18 protein-coding genes and 4 pseudogenes are annotated in these 17,295 nt (G+C 68.3%); 19 read left to right on the forward strand and 3 right to left on the reverse strand.

The window, feature by feature from the left end; all coding sequences use genetic code 11:
• Positions 1-255: 255 nt before the first annotated feature.
• From ACLP9N_RS22245 to trmD, 5 genes are all read left to right on the forward strand, one after another.
• The gene (locus ACLP9N_RS22245) at positions 256-687 is read left to right on the forward strand and encodes a nuclear transport factor 2 family protein (protein ID WP_442409428.1); all 432 of its coding nucleotides are present in this window, start codon (positions 256-258) and stop codon (positions 685-687) included.
• Between the two features lie 225 nt (positions 688-912).
• Positions 913-1,443 (forward strand): 30S ribosomal protein S16, encoded by a 531-nt coding sequence (gene rpsP, locus ACLP9N_RS22250; protein WP_442409429.1) that lies wholly within the window; start codon positions 913-915, stop codon positions 1,441-1,443.
• Between the two features lie 8 nt (positions 1,444-1,451).
• Entirely contained in the window at positions 1,452-1,694 is a 243-nt protein-coding gene (locus ACLP9N_RS22255) for an RNA-binding protein (RefSeq protein WP_442409430.1), read from the forward strand.
• Between the two features lie 3 nt (positions 1,695-1,697).
• Positions 1,698-2,222, forward strand: a complete 525-nt coding sequence (rimM, locus tag ACLP9N_RS22260; protein ID WP_442409431.1) for a ribosome maturation factor RimM — start codon at positions 1,698-1,700, stop codon at positions 2,220-2,222.
• 2 nt (positions 2,223-2,224) lie between these two features.
• Positions 2,225-2,929 (forward strand): tRNA (guanosine(37)-N1)-methyltransferase TrmD, encoded by a 705-nt coding sequence (trmD, locus tag ACLP9N_RS22265; RefSeq protein WP_442409432.1) that lies wholly within the window; start codon positions 2,225-2,227, stop codon positions 2,927-2,929.
• A gap of 4 nt (positions 2,930-2,933) precedes the next feature.
• On the opposite strand, the gene ACLP9N_RS22270 is transcribed toward trmD, so the two are convergent.
• On the reverse strand, positions 2,934-3,884 hold the full coding sequence (locus tag ACLP9N_RS22270; RefSeq protein ID WP_442409433.1) for a hypothetical protein: 951 nt from the start codon (positions 3,882-3,884) through the stop codon (positions 2,934-2,936).
• Positions 3,885-4,167: 283 nt separating this feature from the next.
• On the opposite strand from ACLP9N_RS22270, the gene rplS reads away from it, so the two are divergent.
• The 4 genes and pseudogenes from rplS (at position 4,168) to ACLP9N_RS22290 (ending at position 6,522) form a co-directional block, all read left to right on the forward strand.
• Entirely contained in the window at positions 4,168-4,509 is a 342-nt protein-coding gene (rplS, locus tag ACLP9N_RS22275) for a 50S ribosomal protein L19 (RefSeq protein WP_442409434.1), read from the forward strand.
• 131 nt (positions 4,510-4,640) lie between these two features.
• Positions 4,641-5,435 (forward strand): signal peptidase I, encoded by a 795-nt coding sequence (lepB, locus tag ACLP9N_RS22280; RefSeq protein WP_442409443.1) that lies wholly within the window; start codon positions 4,641-4,643, stop codon positions 5,433-5,435.
• 2 nt (positions 5,436-5,437) lie between these two features.
• Positions 5,438-6,209: pseudogene (locus tag ACLP9N_RS22285) on the forward strand (ribonuclease HII).
• A 7-nt stretch (positions 6,210-6,216) separates the two neighbouring features.
• Positions 6,217-6,522 carry a DUF2469 domain-containing protein gene (locus ACLP9N_RS22290; protein ID WP_007171389.1) on the forward strand — a complete coding sequence of 102 codons (306 nt, stop codon included), beginning with the start codon at positions 6,217-6,219 and terminating at the stop codon, positions 6,520-6,522.
• Between the two features lie 17 nt (positions 6,523-6,539).
• Here ACLP9N_RS22290 and ACLP9N_RS22295 read toward each other — a convergent pair whose 3' ends face one another.
• The gene (locus ACLP9N_RS22295) at positions 6,540-7,310 is read right to left on the reverse strand and encodes a GAF and ANTAR domain-containing protein (RefSeq protein ID WP_442409444.1); all 771 of its coding nucleotides are present in this window, start codon (positions 7,308-7,310) and stop codon (positions 6,540-6,542) included.
• 178 nt (positions 7,311-7,488) lie between these two features.
• Between ACLP9N_RS22295 and ACLP9N_RS22300 the strand changes: the two are divergent.
• From ACLP9N_RS22300 to ACLP9N_RS22335, 8 genes and pseudogenes are all read left to right on the forward strand, one after another.
• Positions 7,489-8,461 (forward strand): annotated as a pseudogene (locus ACLP9N_RS22300) (NAD-dependent epimerase/dehydratase family protein).
• 24 nt (positions 8,462-8,485) lie between these two features.
• Positions 8,486-9,310, forward strand: coding sequence for a formate dehydrogenase accessory sulfurtransferase FdhD (gene fdhD / locus ACLP9N_RS22305; protein ID WP_442409435.1), 825 nt, complete (start codon positions 8,486-8,488; stop codon positions 9,308-9,310).
• 122 nt (positions 9,311-9,432) lie between these two features.
• Positions 9,433-9,810 (forward strand): YraN family protein, encoded by a 378-nt coding sequence (locus tag ACLP9N_RS22310; protein ID WP_442409436.1) that lies wholly within the window; start codon positions 9,433-9,435, stop codon positions 9,808-9,810.
• On the forward strand, positions 9,810-11,321 hold the full coding sequence (locus tag ACLP9N_RS22315; protein WP_442409437.1) for a YifB family Mg chelatase-like AAA ATPase: 1,512 nt from the start codon (positions 9,810-9,812) through the stop codon (positions 11,319-11,321). The genes ACLP9N_RS22310 and ACLP9N_RS22315 overlap by 1 nt, the downstream gene beginning before the upstream one ends.
• Positions 11,318-12,484 (forward strand): DNA-processing protein DprA, encoded by a 1,167-nt coding sequence (gene dprA, locus ACLP9N_RS22320; protein WP_442409438.1) that lies wholly within the window; start codon positions 11,318-11,320, stop codon positions 12,482-12,484. Before ACLP9N_RS22315 ends, dprA begins: the two co-directional genes overlap by 4 nt.
• A 32-nt stretch (positions 12,485-12,516) precedes the next feature.
• On the forward strand, positions 12,517-13,374 hold the full coding sequence (locus ACLP9N_RS22325) for a siderophore-interacting protein (protein WP_442409439.1): 858 nt from the start codon (positions 12,517-12,519) through the stop codon (positions 13,372-13,374).
• A gap of 1 nt (position 13,375) precedes the next feature.
• Complete coding sequence (locus ACLP9N_RS22330) at positions 13,376-14,536, forward strand: lactate 2-monooxygenase (RefSeq protein WP_442409440.1); 1,161 nt, start codon at positions 13,376-13,378, stop codon at positions 14,534-14,536.
• A gap of 33 nt (positions 14,537-14,569) precedes the next feature.
• The gene (locus tag ACLP9N_RS22335) at positions 14,570-15,466 is read left to right on the forward strand and encodes a tyrosine recombinase XerC (protein WP_442409441.1); all 897 of its coding nucleotides are present in this window, start codon (positions 14,570-14,572) and stop codon (positions 15,464-15,466) included.
• A 99-nt stretch (positions 15,467-15,565) separates the two neighbouring features.
• Here the strand turns inward: ACLP9N_RS22335 and ACLP9N_RS22340 are convergent.
• Positions 15,566-16,048 (reverse strand): annotated as a pseudogene (locus tag ACLP9N_RS22340) (M23 family metallopeptidase); the annotation flags it as partial.
• 262 nt (positions 16,049-16,310) lie between these two features.
• Between ACLP9N_RS22340 and rpsB the strand changes: the two are divergent.
• Positions 16,311-17,153, forward strand: coding sequence for a 30S ribosomal protein S2 (gene rpsB, locus ACLP9N_RS22345; protein WP_442409442.1), 843 nt, complete (start codon positions 16,311-16,313; stop codon positions 17,151-17,153).
• Position 17,154: 1 nt separating this feature from the next.
• Positions 17,155-17,295 (forward strand): annotated as a pseudogene (locus tag ACLP9N_RS22350) (translation elongation factor Ts); the annotation flags it as partial.

Raw genomic sequence — 17,295 nt, forward strand, 5'->3', positions numbered from 1 at the left:
TGGTCCCAGCACTGGAACCTCGATCCCAAACCGTTCATCTGGAAAGCCAGCGCCGACGACATCATCACGAAAGTCCAACGTGGCCGCGAGACCCTTCACCAGATCAAATCGCAGACGGAGCACTAGCAAGTGGACACCCGCCCGCACTGATACCGATCCCAATATCGGGCACCGGGCCTCGCGGTGGGGCCGCACTCACAGGTAGGAGCCCACCACCGGCGACAGCTCGGGTGGGCCCCGGTGTTGAATCGAGGCATGTTGAGCCTTCCCGAAATTTCCGACCGCTTGGAGATCCAACAGCTGCTGGTCGACTACTCCACCGCCATTGACCAGCGCCGATTCGACGACCTCGACAAGGTGTTCACCCCCGATGCCTACATCGACTACCGCGCCCTCGGCGGCATCGACGGCCACTATCCCGAGGTGAAGAAGTGGCTCTCTGAGGTGCTGCCGAACTTCCCGGTGTACGCGCACATGCTGGGCAACTTCTCGGTGCGCATCGACGGGGACACCGCGTCGTCGCGGGTGATCTGCTTCAACCCGATGGTGCTAAGCGGCAACAAGGACGGTGAAAAGGAAAGAGTGCTGTTCTGCGGACTGTGGTACGACGACGAGTTCGTACGCACCCCCGAGGGCTGGCGGATGACGCGGCGCGTCGAGACCAAGACCTTCCAGAAGGTCATGTAGGCGAACCCGATGGCGGCGACCCGCCGCGCCCGGCTCCGCCGCTCTCGCGATCGCCGCGAATTTCCGCCGGACCACTCCGCTCTGGCACAATGGGCGGCTGTCCGCCGCGCGATTACCGTTTTTTTCGGGGCCCGGTGGTCATACACGCGAGGCAAAACCGGATCCGGGCATCCCGCCCGTTTCGCTGAATTGCAGCGTGACACATACAGGAGAAATCGCGTAACCATGGCTGTGAAGATCAAGCTCACTCGGCTTGGCAAGATCCGCAATCCCCAGTACCGCATCGCCGTCGCTGACGCGCGCACGCGCCGCGACGGCCGCTCCATCGAGGTCATCGGCCGCTATCACCCGAAGGAAGAGCCGAGCCTGATCGAGATCAACTCCGAGCGCGCGCAGTATTGGCTTTCCGTGGGTGCTCAGCCCACCGAGCCCGTCCTCAAACTGCTGAAGATCACCGGTGACTGGCAGAAGTTCAAAGGCCTGCCGGGCGCCGAGGGCCGGCTGAAAGTCAAGCCCGCCAAGCCCAGCAAGCTGGAGTTGTTCAACGCCGCGCTGGCGGCCGCCGAGGGCAGTCCCACCACCGAGGCCGCGCGGCCGAAGAAGAAGGCGCCGGCCAAGAAGGCCGCCAAGGCCGCCGAGGAGCCCGTAGCCGAGGAGCCGGCAGCCGAGGCACAGCCTGCCGCCGAGCCTGCAGCCACCGAGACGCCGGCCGAGCCCGAATCGACCGAGCAGGCCGAGTCTTCGGCGGAAAGCTGACGGGCGCGATGAGCACGGTCGTCGTGGACGCTGTTGAGCATCTGGTTCGGGGGATCGTCGACAACCCCGACGATGTCCGGGTGGAGTTGGTTACCAATCGCCGTGGGCGGACTGTCGAGGTGCATGTTCATCCTGACGACCTGGGCAAGGTGATCGGTCGTGGGGGACGCACCGCGACCGCGTTGCGCACGCTGGTCGCCGGCATTGGTGGCCGCGGTATCCGCGTCGACGTGGTGGACACCGACCAGTAGCTCATGGAGCTGGTAGTCGGGCGCGTCGTCAAAGCGCACGGCATCAGCGGCGAGGTGGTCGTCGAGATCCGCACCGACGATCCCGCTGAACGCTTCGCGCCCGGTAATACGCTGCGCGCCAAGGGATCCCGTGACGGTGGCGCTCAAGAGCGCAGCTATGTCGTCGACAGCGTGCGTGAGCACAGTGGGCGGCTACTGGTGCGATTGGCCGGAGTGGCCGACCGCGACGGCGCCGACGCGTTGCGCGGCAGTCTGTTCGTCGTCGACTCCGATGACCTGCCGCCCATCGATGAGCCGGACACCTACTACGACCACCAGCTGGAAGGCCTTCGGGTCCGGACCGTCACGGGAACCGATGTCGGCGTCGTCGCCGAGGTGCTGCACACCGCGGCCGGTGAACTGTTGGCGGTCAAGGGCGATTCCGGGGAGGTCCTGGTGCCGTTCGTCAGCGCGATCGTCACGTCGGTCTCGTTGGACGACGGGACCGTCGAGATCGACCCGCCCGACGGACTGCTGGATCTGAGCTAGTCGTGCGTATTGACGTCATCACAATTTTCCCGTCCTACCTGGACCCGCTGCGACAATCGTTGCCGGGCAAGGCGATTGAGTCGGGCCTGGTCGACCTGAGGGTGCACGACCTGCGGCGGTGGACTTATGACGTGCACCGCTCGGTGGACGACGCCCCCTACGGCGGTGGGCCGGGGATGGTGATGCGAGCGCCGGTGTGGGGCGACGCGCTGGATGAAATCTGTTCGGGCGAGACATTGTTGATCGTTCCCACCCCCGCGGGCGCGCTGTTCACCCAGGCCACCGCCCAGCGCTGGAGCACCGAGTCGCACCTGGTGTTCGCCTGCGGACGTTACGAGGGCATCGACCAGCGGGTGATCGACGACGCCGCCCGGCGAGTACGCGTCGAAGAGGTCTCGATCGGTGACTATGTGTTGCCCGGCGGCGAGGCGGCGGCCGTGGTGATGATCGAGGCCGTCCTGCGCCTGCTTGCCGGGGTCCTCGGCAACCCCGCGTCGCTGCACGATGATTCACATTCGCCGGGCCTGGACGGGCTCTTGGAGGGGCCCAGCTATACCCGCCCGCCGAGCTGGCGTGGCCTCGACGTCCCGGAAGTCCTGCTGTCCGGTGACCATGCCCGCATCGCGGCCTGGCGCCGGGAGGTCTCGCTGCAGCGCACCCGGGAGCGCCGCCCCGACTTGTCCGGTGGCCAGGCGGGCCCGGACTAGCGGGTCAGACCCGGCCGTTGGGGAATATCGTCTTGACGGCCTGGGTGATGGTGTCTCGCGCGGTCGCGTCATCGGAGGGCTGCAGCGACTCGATCACCATGATGTAGCGCCGGTCCGCGCCGATCACGCCCGTCGACAAATGCATCCAGTCGGCGCCGATGCAGCACATCCAGCCCTGCTTGACCGCGACCGGTTCGGCGTAGAGGCCGTCCGGGATGCCGAATCGCTGGGGGTAGCCGTCGATTCCGTTGGGGGTCGACTGAGCCAGATCGTTGATGATCATCCTGGCCCGCTCCGGCGGTAGCCCACCGGCCCCGTCGAGCAGCATGTCGTAGTAGCGGACCAAGTCGCTCGCAGTACTGAGCGTGTTCCACCAGCGCCCGTCGCCGGGCGGCGTGGTCGACGCCAGGCCATATCGGCTCGCGACCTGGCTGACGATGACGTCTCCGCCGTCCTGGCCCCAGAACTTCTCCGCGGCGCCGTCGTCGGACGACTGCAACATGATGTCCATCGCCTGACGGTCTTCCGGCGACAGCGTGGTCTTGCCCGCGGATTCCTGCAGCAGCAGGTCGTCGGCGATGAAGAGCTTGGCCACCGACGCGATGCCGGGAATCTGGGCGTTGCCATTGGAGAGCAGCTGGTGGGTGGACCGATCGAGCACGGCCACCGAGAGGGTGGCGCCGGCGGCGGCGGCTTGATCGGTGGCCTGCTGGATGCGTGCCTGCACGCCGACGAAACCGATATCCGGTGGGCGCTCGGCCACCGCGGGCGGCGCACCGACCTGCAGCAGCATGTTGGCCAGCTTCGGTTGGGACTGCAACGAGCCGGGTGCGCTGTATGCCGGCTTGGCTACCTTATTCAGCGCTGTTGCCTCGAGGATCGCCTCGTCACACCCGGCCAGCACCAGCGTCACCGCCGCCATGGCGGTGAGCAGCGCGAGCGGGCGTGCGTGCATCTTTTTCCTCTGGCTCCTCGGCTCGTGTGGCTCTGCGGCTCCTGTGGCATCCTCCGGTGTCCGACTAGCGCGTTTGGCCCCAGTAATGTGTACCATTCACCAGCGCCTTTGGCGCGTCATGAACCGCGTCCTTTACGTGTGATTTTCAAAGCACGCGGGGCGTCTGGCACAATTGACCAGTTGTCTCGAGCGGTTGTCAGCGGGCCGGTACGCTCCGCCCGCCCAGAGACCCGCCCAGAGATAGCCCACCAAGCCCGAACACCCCAAGGAAGTGTCTTAGCTCATGAACAGGCTGGACTTCGTCGACCAGACGTCGCTGCGCGACGATATCCCGGCCTTCGGCCCGGGCGACACCATCAACGTGCACGTCAAGGTGATCGAGGGCGCCAAGGAGCGTCTCCAGGTGTTCAAGGGCGTGGTGATCCGCCGGCAGGGCGGCGGTATCCGCGAGACCTTCACCGTGCGCAAGGAGAGCTACGGCGTCGGCGTCGAGCGGACCTTTCCGGTGCATTCGCCCAACATCGACCACATCGAGGTGGTGACGCGTGGCGATGTTCGCCGCGCCAAGCTCTACTACCTGCGTGAACTTCGTGGCAAGAAGGCCAAGATCAAGGAGAAGCGCTGACCGGCGCGCCGCGGTGGTTGCCCGGTGCTGGCTAGTGTGATGTCGTGACCGAAACCACGGACTCGTCACCTGAGCCCCAGCCCGACGGTGGTCAGTCGGAGCCGAAGATCTCCATAGCTGAAACCTCTGAAATCGAAGCGCCGCCCGAGGGCCCGTCGCCGCCGCTGCCTCCAGGGCAAGGCGAGGAGCCCAAGAAGCGGTCAACGCTGCGGGAACTCGCGATTCTGGCGGTCATCGCCGTACTGCTCTACTACGTCATGTTGACGTTTGTGGCGCGTCCCTACCTGATCCCTTCGGAATCCATGGAGCCCACGCTGCACGGATGCGCGGGCTGCGTCGGCGACCGCATCATGGTGGACAAGCTCACCTACCACTTCGGCTCACCGCACCCGGGTGACGTCATCGTCTTCAAGGGACCGCCGAACTGGAACTACGGGTACAAGTCGATCCGTTCGAAGAACACCGCGCTGCGCTGGGTGCAGAACGCGCTATCGTTCATCGGTTTCGTGCCTCCCGACGAGAACGACCTGGTCAAGCGGGTCATCGCGGTGGGCGGGCAGACGGTGCAGTGCCGCGCGGACACCGGATTGACCGTCAACGGCAAGCCGCTGAAGGAGCCGTACCTCAACACCGCCACCATGATGGCCGACCCGGTGGTCTATCCGTGCCTGGGCAGCGAGTTCGGGCCGGTCACCGTCCCACAGGGGCGTCTGTGGGTGATGGGCGACAACCGGACGCATTCGGCGGACTCGCGAGCGCACTGCACCAGCAGTCCGGCCGACGCGGTCAAGGGGATTCTGTGCACCGGCGACCCGGCGTCGGGGACCGTGCCGGTGTCCAATGTCATCGGCAAGGCGAGGTTCATCGTCTGGCCGCCGTCGCGATGGGGTGGCGTGGGTTCGGTGAACCCCCAGCAGGGTCAGTAGCCATGGCCACTACGTGGCCGCCGCGGACCGTGATCCGTAAAGCTTCCGGCTTGCGCACCCTGGAGTCCGCGCTGCACCGCAGCGGTTTGGGACCGGTGGCCGGGGTGGACGAGGTGGGCCGCGGTGCCTGCGCGGGACCGCTGGTGGTGGCGGCGTGCGTGCTCGGGCCGGGGAGGCTGGAAAGCCTTGCAGGTCTTGACGATTCGAAGAAGCTCACGGAGAAGGTCCGGGAGAAGCTGTTCCCGCTTATCTGCCGTTACGCGCTGGCCTACCACGTGGTGTTCATCCCGTCGGTCGAGGTGGACCGGCGCGGCGTGCACGTGGCCAACATCGAAGGGATGCGCCGCGCTGTGGCCGGCCTGTCGGTGCGGCCCGGCTATGTGCTGAGCGACGGGTTTCGCGTGCCCGGGCTGCCGGTTCCATCGCTGCCGGTGGTCGGCGGCGACGCGGCGGCCGCCTGTATCGCCGCGGCCAGTGTGCTGGCCAAGGTGAGCCGGGACCGGTTCATGGTCGCGATGGAGGCTGACCACCCCGGCTACGGCTTCGCCGACCACAAGGGATATAGCACGCCCGCGCACAGCGTGGCGCTCAGCCGGCTGGGTCCGTGCCCCGCGCACCGGTATTCGTTCATCAACGTCCGCCGCGTGGCGAGCGGGTCGAACGCCCGGCTGGTGGCCGAATGCAAACCGGACCCTCCGGACGAGCATGGCGAATACCGGTGAGGAAAGATGGGGCCAGGGAAGAAGGCAGGGAGAAGGACGTCTGAGCAGATGAGTGGCAGATGAGTGCAGAGGATCTCGAAAAGTACGAAACCGAGATGGAGCTCTCGCTGTACCGCGAATACAAGGACATCGTCGGCCAGTTCAGCTACGTCGTGGAAACCGAGCGGCGCTTCTACCTGGCCAACAGCGTGGAGATGGTGCCCCGCAACGCTGACGGCGAGGTGTACTTCGAGCTGCGATTGTCCGACGCCTGGGTGTGGGACATGTACCGGCCGGCCCGATTCGTCAAGCAGGTGCGGGTGGTCACGTTCAAGGACGTCAACATCGAAGAAGTTGAGAAGCCCGAGCTGCGGCTGCCCGAATAGACCCCGAGCCCCCGGAGCTATGCGGTCGCCGGAGGCTGATCCTGGTCGCCGGACGGCAGTTGGCCGCGGCGTTCGATGATCTGCCGCGCCACGTCAGCGAGCTTGATGTTGAAGCCCTGCGAGTGACGCCGCAGCAGGTCGAACGCCTCGTGCTCGGTCAGATCATGCAGCACCATCAACATGCCGACCGCTTTGCCGATTTCGCGGTTGCTGAGTAGCCCTCGTCGCAGGCTGGCGGCGTCTTCGCCCTTGGCGACGGCATTGATGGCCACACTCGCGAACGATGTGAGCACCGCCGCTCGTCCGGCGGACTCGGCGTCGAAGAGGTTGGGGGTCTCGCTGAACAGGTTGAGCGCAGCGCCTTTGCGCTTGTCGACCAGGATCCGAAAGCCCATGGCGCCGCGCACCGGCGTCTCGGCGAGCAGGGCGGCCGCGAATCGGGGCCACTGGGACGGCGTGGTCAGATCGGTTTCGACCTGGGGAGCTTCCTCCTCGATCGCATCTATGCACGGGCCGTCGTCGACGCGCCGTTCCAGGTCGTCGATCCGCTGCGCGAGCTGGCTGCTCGCACCCACTGTTACGTAGCTGTCGTTCTGACGAACCAGCAGGCTGGCGTGGTCGCAGCCAGGGACGGTCAGGGTCGCGGCCACACAGATGGCGGAGTACATCTCGGCAGCGTCCGAGCCCTGGTAGATGATCTCGGCGAGGGCGGCGAACACTGTCGCGGGGTCCGCCATCGTCCCGCCAGGTGGTGCCGTCTCTGAGCCGGCGTTCGGTTCGTCCGCCAAGTCTGTCCCTCGCTTCTGGTGCTGCCCGGGGTCGTCGGCCCAGCGTGTCACAACTCCATACTCCTTCTTCCAGCAACCGACCTCTACATTAAATAGCCATGCCGGGCGGCTTCACACAGTTCGGTTCCCGAACCTCGCCGGTGTTTGGCCGACGTCGCTGGTGGGGAAGTTAGTTCGAATGGGAATCACTGTCGCCGTCACCGGGCCGACCGGAGAGATCGGCGTCTCGGCGGTGACGGCGCTGGAGCGCGAACCCGCGGTGGAGAGGATCGTCGCGATGGCGCGCCGGCCTTTTGAGCCGCCCACGCGCGGTTGTGTGAAAACCAGCTATCAACAGGGCGACATCCTGGATCGTGACGCGGTCGAGGCGCTGGTCGCGCAGGCCGATGTGGTGATCCACCTGGCGTTCCTCATCATGGGGTCGCGGGAAAAGAGCACGCAGGTCAACCTGCAGGGCACCCGGAACGTGTTCGAGGCCACGGTTGCGCACAGCGCCCACGGCGTCTGGTTTACACCTCGTCGGTGGCGGCATACGGCTACCACTGCGACAACCCGCTGCCGCTGACCGAGGAGGTGCCGACGCGCGGCTCCGCGGAGCACTATTACTCCGAGCAGAAGGCGGCGTGCGAGGCTGCGCTCACCGACATCACCAAAGGTTCGTCATTGGGCGTGTTCGTGCTGCGGCCGTGTATCGTCGCCGGGCCCCAGGCCCTGGCGAACGCGCTGCAGTGGAAGGGGCTGCCCGGCCCGGTGCGGGCCGTGGCAAAGGCGGTGCCGGCGTTCAAGCCGGTCGTGCCGGATCCGGGTTTTCCGTTGCAGCTGGTCCACCACGACGACGTCGCGACGGCGGTCGCGCTGGCGGCCACTGCTCCGGCACCGCCGGTGCGTACAACATCGCCGGAAACGGGGAAGTGGCGATCGCGGAGGTGGCCAAGGCGCTGGGAGGCCGACCGGTAGGGGTTCCCGCGACCGCTGCCTCGGCGGCGTCTGCGGCGATTTCCCGGTTGCCCGTCGTCCCTTCCGTGGTCGAATGGCTGCACGTCGCGCGGACCTCGGTGGTGATGGATACCAGAAAGGCGCAGCGGCAACGCGGCTGGCGCCTGACGCACTCGTCGGCGGAGACGCTGGCGGCGCTGGCCCAGGCGGTGTGAGCACCGCTAAGCCACAATGGTCCAGTGGGCCACGTAACCGCGAGACGGCGGGCAAGGCATCTCAGCGCTGATCAGGCGATCACCCGATCGGAAACCCTGGCCGTCGAGGAGCCGCTGGAGATCCGCGTCAACGGGACGCCGGTCACGGTCACGATGCGTACACCCGGCTCGGATATCGAACTCGCGCAAGGCTTTTTGCTCACCGAAGGGGTGATCGGCGGCCGCGAGGAGGTGCTGACGATCCGCTACTGCGGCGGCCGCGGAGATGACGGTGCCAATACGTACAACGTGCTGGACGTGACGCTGGCCCCAGGCGTCGAACCGCCCAGTCTGGATATCACCCGCAACTTTTACACCACCTCGTCGTGCGGGGTCTGCGGCAAGGCGTCGCTGGATGCGGTGCGGGTGATCAGCCGGTTCTCACCCGGCGACGATCCCGCCACCGTCGCCGCGATCACGCTCAAGGCGATGCCCGGCCAACTTCGCGGCGCGCAAAAGGTTTTCGCCAGCACCGGCGGCCTGCACGCCGCGGCGTTGTCCGGAGTCGACGGCACCATGCACGTCGTGCGTGAAGACATCGGCCGGCACAACGCGGTCGACAAGGTCATCGGCTGGGCGGTGGAGCACGACCGGATACCGCTGAGCGCGTCGGTATTGCTGGTCAGCGGGCGGGCGTCGTTCGAATTGACCCAGAAGGCGCTGCTGGCCGGGATTCCGGTGCTGGCCGCTGTCTCGGCGCCGTCATCGCTGGCGGTCTCGCTGGCCGAGGAGTACGGGATCACGCTGGTGGCGTTCCTGCGGGAGGACTCGATGAACGTCTACACCAGGGCGGACCGCATCACCGACTAGTGGGGTCGGCGCACGGCTGAGCCTGTGGATAGACACGCGACTGGGGATAACTGGGTCTCGCGCGCGCAACCGGACGCCATCCGCGGGGGTCATTGTCGGATCCCGCCGTGAAGGTTGGCCGCATGACGACTCCTACAACTTTGACTCGGGCTCAACTGGGAACGATGGGCGAAGCGCTCGCCGTGGATCACCTGACGCGGATGGGGTTGCGGATCTTGTACCGCAACTGGCGCTGCCGCTACGGCGAGCTGGACGTGATCGCCTGCGACGAGGCCAGCCGCACGGTGGTGTTCGTCGAGGTCAAGACCCGCACCGGCGACGGATATGGGGGGCTCGCGCACGCGGTCACCCCCCGCAAGGTCCGCCGGCTGCGGCGGTTGGCCGGCTTGTGGCTAGCCGGCCAGGACGCGGGCTGGACAGCGATTCGCATCGACGTGATCGGTGTGCGGATCGGGCGCCGCCGCACCCCGGAGATCACGCACCTGCAGGGAATCGGCTGATGGCGCTCGGGCGCGCGTTCTCGGTCGCGGTGCGCGGATTGGACGGACAGATCGTGGAAATCGAGGCCGACATCACCTCGGGCTTGCCCGGCGTGCACCTGGTGGGTCTGCCCGACGCTGCAGTGCAGGAATCGCGCGACCGCGTCCGCGCGGCGGTCACCAACTGTGGCAACACCTGGCCGATGGCCAGGCTCACGCTCGCGCTGTCACCGGCAACGTTGCCGAAAATGGGTTCCGTCTACGACATCGCCCTGGCCGCGGCCGTGTTGTCGGCGCAGCGAAAGAATCCGTGGGAGCGTCTGGAAAAGACGGTCCTGCTGGGCGAGCTGTCGCTGGACGGTCGGGTCCGGCCGGTGCGCGGAGTGCTGCCCGCCGTGCTGGCCGCCAAACGTGACGGTTGGCCGGCCGTCGTCGTGCCGGTCGACAACCTGGCCGAGGCCAGCCTGGTTGACGGCATCGATGTCTGGGGCGTTCGCACGCTGAAGCAACTGCAGGGCTGGCTGTGCGGGTCGGCCGGCCTGGACGACAGGGTCACCGCTGCCGCCACCTCTGCGGAGGCGGCGGCGGATCTGGCCGACGTGGTGGGTCAGGCGCAGGCGCGGTTCGCGGTCGAGGTTGCGGCCGCAGGGGCCCACCACCTCATGTTGACCGGACCGCCGGGAGTGGGCAAAACGATGTTGGCGCAACGCCTTCCGGGAATACTGCCGGCGCTGTCGCACGGCGAGTCACTGGAGGTCACCGCGATACACTCGGTGGCCGGGCTGCTGTCGGGGGAGACCCCGCTGATCACCAGGCCGCCGTTCGTGGCGCCGCACCACAGTTCCAGCGTCGCGGCGCTCGTCGGCGGGGGCTCGGGGATGGCCCGCCCGGGCGCGGTCAGCCGGGCGCACCGCGGGGTGTTGTTCTTGGACGAGTGCGCCGAGATCAGCGTCAGCGCGCTGGAAGCGTTGCGAACACCGTTGGAAGACGGTGAGATTCGCCTCGCCCGCCGCGACGGGGTCGCGTGTTATCCCGCTCGGTTCCAGCTGGTGCTTGCCGCCAACCCGTGCCCCTGCGCGCCGGCCGATCCCCGAGATTGCATCTGCGCCGCGGCGGTCAAGCGGCGCTACCTGGGCAAACTCTCCGGGCCGCTGATGGATCGGGTCGATTTGCGGGTGCAGATGAATCCGGTTCGCGCAGGCGCATTTTCGGCCGCCGACGGCGAGTCGACGGCGCAGGTGCGCCACCGGGTCGCGACGGCGCGCGACGCGGCCGCCGAGCGCTGGCGACCGCACGGATTCCGCACCAATGCCGAAGTCAGCGGGGCGCTGTTGCGGCGGAAGTTCCGCCCCAGCAACGCCGCGATGAATCCGTTGCGCACGGCGCTGGACCGTGGGCTGCTCAGCATCCGTGGCGTGGATCGCTCACTGCGAGTTGCGTGGAGCCTTGCCGACCTGGCCGGCCGGGTCTCGCCCGGGCTGGACGAGGTAGCCGCCGCGCTGAGCTTCCGGCAGCCCGGAGCGCGGCGATGAGCGCGACTGCAGCCTGGGCATACCTGTCCCGGGTGGCCGAACCGCCATGCGCGGAACTCGCCGCCCTGGTGCACGCCGTCGGGCCCGTGGAGGCGGCCGACCGCGTGCGGCGCGGGCTGGTCGACGACGCGCTGGCGCAGCACACCGAGTCCCGGCGCGCAATAGACTGCGCCGCAGACGATCTCGAGCTGCTCGCCCGCCGCGGCGGGCGATTGATCACGCCCGACGACGACGAATGGCCCGTGCTCGCGTTTGCCGCGTTCGGCGGTCCCAGCGGTTCGGGGGTCCGGGAGAAGGGCCGGCCGCCGTTGGTGTTGTGGGCGCTGGGGCCCGCCCGCCTCGACGAGACGGCGCAGCGCGCGGCCGCCATCGTCGGAACGCGGGCCGCCACGGTTTACGGCGAACACGTGGCCGCGGACCTGGCGGCCGGACTGGTGGAACGCGACGTCGCGGTTGTATCCGGCGGCGCGTACGGCATCGACGGCGCGGCTCACCGTGCGGCGCTGGCCGCCGGCGGAATCACCGTGGCCGTCCTGGCGGGCGGGCTCGACGTCCCTTACCCGGCCGGTCACTCGGCGCTGCTGCATCGCATCGGCCAGCACGGACTGTTGCTCACCGAATACCCGCCGGGTGTCCGCCCGGCCCGGCACCGGTTTTTGACCCGCAACCGTTTGGTCGCGGCCGTCGCGGGGGCGGCGGTCGTGGTGGAAGCGGGTCTGCGCAGCGGCGCGGCCAATACCGCCGCCTGGGCGCGGGCGCTGGGCCGTGTGGTGGCCGCGGTGCCCGGACCCGTGACCTCGTCGGCGTCGGCGGGTTGCCATGCGCTGCTGCGCAACGGCGCGGAGCTGGTCACCCGAGCCGACGACGTTCTCGAGCTCGTCGGCCGCATTGGCGAGCTGGCGCCTGAAGAACCGCACCCGACCACCGCGCTCGACGGGCTCACCGAGGCCGAACGCCACGTCTACGAGGCATTACCGGGCCGCGGCGCGGCCACGATCGACGAGATCGCGGTCGCGTCCGGGCTGGCGCCCGAACAGGTGCTGGGCCCGCTGGCGATCCTCGAGATCACCGGATTGGCCGAGCGCCACGACGGCCGGTGGCGGATCGTCAGCGTCCGTCGTGGCCACGCTGCGGCCCGGGTGTCAGACGCGCGACTCGTATAGTCGACTGGGGTCGGGTCTGGACAGGAGGAGAAGTGGCAGGTCGACCTCTGCAAAGGTTTCACGTCGTCGGTACCGAGCAACTCACACCGCACATGGTCCGGGTTGTGCTGGGGAGCAACAGCTTCGACGCCTTCGTGCCCAGCAAATTCACCGACTCCTACGTCAAGCTCGTCTTCGTCCACGACGACATAAGCGAAAAGGACGTGGCCGGGTTGCCGCACCCGTTGACCCTGGACAGCTTCGCCGGCCTGCCGCCCGAGAAGAAGCCGTCGGTTCGGACGATAACGGTGCGCCGGGTCGACGTCGCGGCCCGCGAGATCGGGGTGGACATCGTGATCCATGGTGAGCACGGCGTGGCGGGGCAGTGGGCGGCTTCGGCCCAACCCGGCCAGCCGATCTACCTGATGGGGCCCGGTGGCGCCTACACCCCCGATCCGGCCGCCGATTGGCATTTGCTGGCCGGTGACGAATCGGCGCTGCCGGCCATCGCGACTGCGCTGGAAGCGCTGCCTCCCACCGCGGTCGGCAAGGCATTCATCGAGGTTGCCGGCCCGGAGGACGAGATCGCGTTGACCGCACCCGAGGCCGTCCAGGTGAACTGGGTCTACCGCGGTGGTCGGGCCGATCTGGTTTCCGAGGACCGTGCCGGTGATTTCGCGCCGTTGATCGAGGCGGTCACCACCGCCCAGTGGCTGCCGGGGCAGGTGCACGTCTTCATCCACGGCGAGGCGCAAGCCGTCATGCACAACCTGCGGCCGTATATCCGCACCGAACGCGGTGTGGACCGGAAATGGGCGTCGTCGATCTCCGGTTACTGGCGGCGCGGACGTACCGAAGAGACGTTCCGGGAGTGGAAGAAAGAGCTGGCCGAGGCGGAAGCAGCAGGCTGACATGGCATTCGGGGACTACCAGAACGAGATCTACCTGCAGGGCCTGGGCGGGGTGCTGCCGGCGCTGCCGATGGTCTACGCCGAACTGGAAGCCAGGGCCGCACAGACACTGCCGCCGTCGGTGTGGTCCTACGTCGCGGGCGGGGCCGGTGACGAGCGCACGCAGCGGGCCAACTGCGAGGCTTTCGAGCGCTGGGGCCTGATGCCGCGCATGTTCGTTGGCGCCGCGCAGCGCGATCTCTCCGTCGAATTGTTCGGGCTGACCTTGCCGGCGACGCTGTTCATGGCGCCGATCGGCGTCATCGGGCTGTGCGCGCAGGACGGCCACGGCGACCTGGCCACCGCACGCGCGGCCGCGGCCACCGGTGTTCCGATGGTCGCCTCGACGCTGACCGTCGATCCGCTGGAAGACGTCGCCGCCGCCTTGGGTGATACGCCGGGGTTTTTCCAGCTGTACACACCGACCGACCGGGAGCTGGCCGCCAGCCTGGTGCACCGCGCCGAGGCGGCCGGCTTCAAGGGCATCGTCGTCACACTCGACACCTGGGTCACGGGCTGGCGCCCGCGCGACCTGCGCACGTCGAACTTCCCCCAGCTGCGCGGGCACTGCCTGAGCAACTACTTCAGCGACCCGGTCTTCCGCGCCAGCCTGCAACGCCCGCCGGAGGAGGATCGCCAAGCGGCCACGCTGCGCTGGATTCAGGTCTTCGGGAACCCCTTGACCTGGGACGACCTGCCCTGGCTGCGCTCACTGACCGACCTGCCGCTGCTCGTGAAGGGCATCTGCCACCCCGACGACGCCCGGCGCGCCAAAGACGGCGGCGTCGACGGCATCTACTGCTCCAATCACGGTGGACGCCAGGCCAACGGCGGCCTGCCCGCGATCGATTGCCTGCCGGCGGTGGTCGAGGCGGCCGACGGGCTGCCGGTGTTGTTCGACTCCGGTATCCGCAGCGGCGCGGATGTCATCAAGGCACTCGCGCTGGGCGCAACTGCGGTGGGTGTCGGCCGCCCGTACGCCTACGGTCTGGCGCTCGGCGGGGAGGACGGCGTCGTGCACGTGCTGCGCACGATACTTGCCGAAGCGGACTTGATCATGGCCGTCGACGGCTATCCCAACCGCGAAGATCTCACCCCGGACACACTTCGGCGCGTCGACTGACGGTCGCCGCGCCATGTCTGCGAGCGTAGGGGAGTGCAGGCGATCCTCGAGGAGTTCGACGAATACCTTGAGCTGCAGTGCGGCCGTTCGGCGCACACCCGCCGGGCGTACCTGGGTGACCTGCGCTCGCTGTTCGCTTTCCTCGACGGTCAGGGCCGTGGCTTGGACGGGCTGAGTCTGCCGGTCTTGCGGTCGTGGCTGGCCGCCTCGGCCGGCGCCGGGGCGGCCCGCACAACGCTGGCCCGTCGCACCTCGGCGGTCAAGGCATTCACCGCGTGGGCCGCGCGGCGCGGTCTGCTCGCCGCCGACCCCGCCGCCCGGCTGCAGGTGCCCAAGGCGCACCGCACACTGCCGTCGGTGCTGCGCCAGGATCAGGCGCTGCAGGCGATGGCGGCCGCGAAATCCGGCGCCCAGCAAGGTGATCCGTTGGCTCTGCGGGACCGGCTGATCGTCGAGATGTTGTACGCCACCGGCATCCGGGTGAGCGAGCTGTGCGGCCTGGACATCGACGACGTGGACACTCGCTTTCGGCTGGTGCGTGTCCTCGGTAAGGGCAACAAGCAGCGCACCGTGCCGTACGGGGTGCCGGCCGCCGACGCGCTTAACGCCTGGCTGGCCGAGGGCCGTCCGGCACTGGTCACCGCCGAGTCCGGCCCGGCGCTGCTGCTGGGCGCGCGGGGCGGTCGGCTCGATGTGCGGCAGGCCCGCACCGTCGTGCACCAGACCGTCGCAGCGGTAAACGGCGCACCCGACATCGGGCCGCACGGACTGCGCCACAGCGCGGCCACCCATCTGCTCGAGGGCGGCGCCGACCTGCGGGTCGTCCAGGAGTTGCTCGGCCATTCCAGCCTGGCGACCACGCAGCTCTACACCCATGTCGCGGTATCCCGGCTGCGGGCGGTGCACGATCAGGCCCACCCACGGGCCTAGCCCCGTCGAGTGTGCGTTGACGGCGTCGAGTGTGCGCTGACGGAGACGACACGCCGAGGCGGCCCGCCGTGAGCGCACACTCGATGCCGCTCAGCCGCCCAGCGGCTTCAGCCGGACTGGCGTGGACCTCAGCAGGCCCAGCGGGTCGACATAGTCCGCACCCGAAGCCGGACCCCACATCGCGCCCCAGTGCAGACACGCCGCGGCCCGGCAGCCCGCGTGCCCGGCCACCAGCTCACCGATCACGGTCGCCGCCGTCACCGACTCACCGACCCGCACGGCCGCCCGGACAGGCTCGTAGCTGGTGTGCAGCCCACCGGGATGGGCCAGGGAGACCACCGGCCGTCCCGCGAGCAACCCGGCGAACACGACGGTCGCGCCGCCGGCGGCGTACACCGGCTGGCCGGGCGCACCGGCCAGATCCACGCCGCGGTGCCCGGGGTTCCAGTCCGGCGAGGGCGCGTCGAACCCCCGCACGACCGCGGGTGGCGGCCGCAGCGGCCACTCCAGCCGAGCGTCGTCGGCGACCGCCGGCGCCGCGCTGAGCAGCGCCCAGCACAGCACAACCGCCGCCCATCGCATCGGTTCAGTTCAGCGTCGCGGCGCTGGCCGGGCCAGTCACCGCTGCCAGATCTGTGGAGCACGGCGTGTAGACTTCTCGGCGCAGCTCGCACCTGCGGGCTGACTTCGCGTGTCTGCACCTGAGCTCGATTGAAGGCCCCGTTCCACTTAGGGCCGCAACAGCATGCCGGGCGGTCCCGTAACAGGGTCCGGCATGCAGCAGACGCCAGGGCCCGGCTTCACCCGACGCCGGGCGACAACCGACACAAGTTAAGGCACACGCATGGCCGTAGTAACCATGAAGCAGCTGCTCGACAGCGGCACCCACTTCGGGCATCAGACCCGTCGCTGGAATCCCAAGATGAAGCGGTTCATCTTCACCGACCGCAACGGCATCTACATCATCGACCTGCAGCAGACGCTGACCTTCATCGACAAGGCGTACGAGTTCGTCAAGGAGACCGTCGCCCACGGCGGCAGCGTGCTGTTCGTCGGCACCAAGAAGCAGGCGCAGGAGTCGGTCGCGGCCGAGGCCACCCGCGTCGGCATGCCGTACGTGAACCAGCGCTGGCTGGGCGGCATGCTCACCAACTTCTCCACCGTGCACAAGCGGCTGCAGCGCCTCAAGGAACTCGAGGCGATGGAGCAGACCGGCGGCTTCGAGGGTCGCACCAAGAAGGAAATCTTGATGCTGACCCGGGAGAAGAACAAGCTGGACCGCAGCCTCGGCGGCATCCGCGACATGGCCAAGGTGCCCTCGGCGATCTGGGTCGTCGACACCAACAAGGAGCACATCGCCGTCGGCGAGGCCCGCAAGCTGGGCATCCCGGTCATCGCGATCCTGGACACCAACTGCGACCCCGACGAGGTCGACTACCCGATTCCGGGCAACGACGACGCGATCCGCTCGGCGGCGCTGCTGACCAAGGTGATCGCCTCCGCGGTCGCCGAGGGGCTGCAGGCTCGCGCCGGCGTGGGCCGCGGCGACGGCAAGCCGGAGGCCGAGACCGCCGAGCCGCTCGCCGAATGGGAGCAGGAGCTGCTGGCCTCCGCTACCGCCACCGCCACCCCCTCTATCCAAGATGCCGCTGCGGGCGCACCCGAATCAACCCCCACGGAAGGCTGAGATGGCGAATTTCACCGCTGCCGACGTCAAGCGACTTCGGGAGCTGACCGGTGCCGGCATGCTCGACTGCAAGAACGCGCTGGCCGAAACCGACGGAGACTTCGACAAGGCGGTCGAGGCGCTGCGGATCAAGGGCGCCAAG

It is taken from the genome of Mycobacterium sp. (assembly GCF_052144515.1).
Lineage (GTDB): Bacteria > Actinomycetota > Actinomycetes > Mycobacteriales > Mycobacteriaceae > Mycobacterium.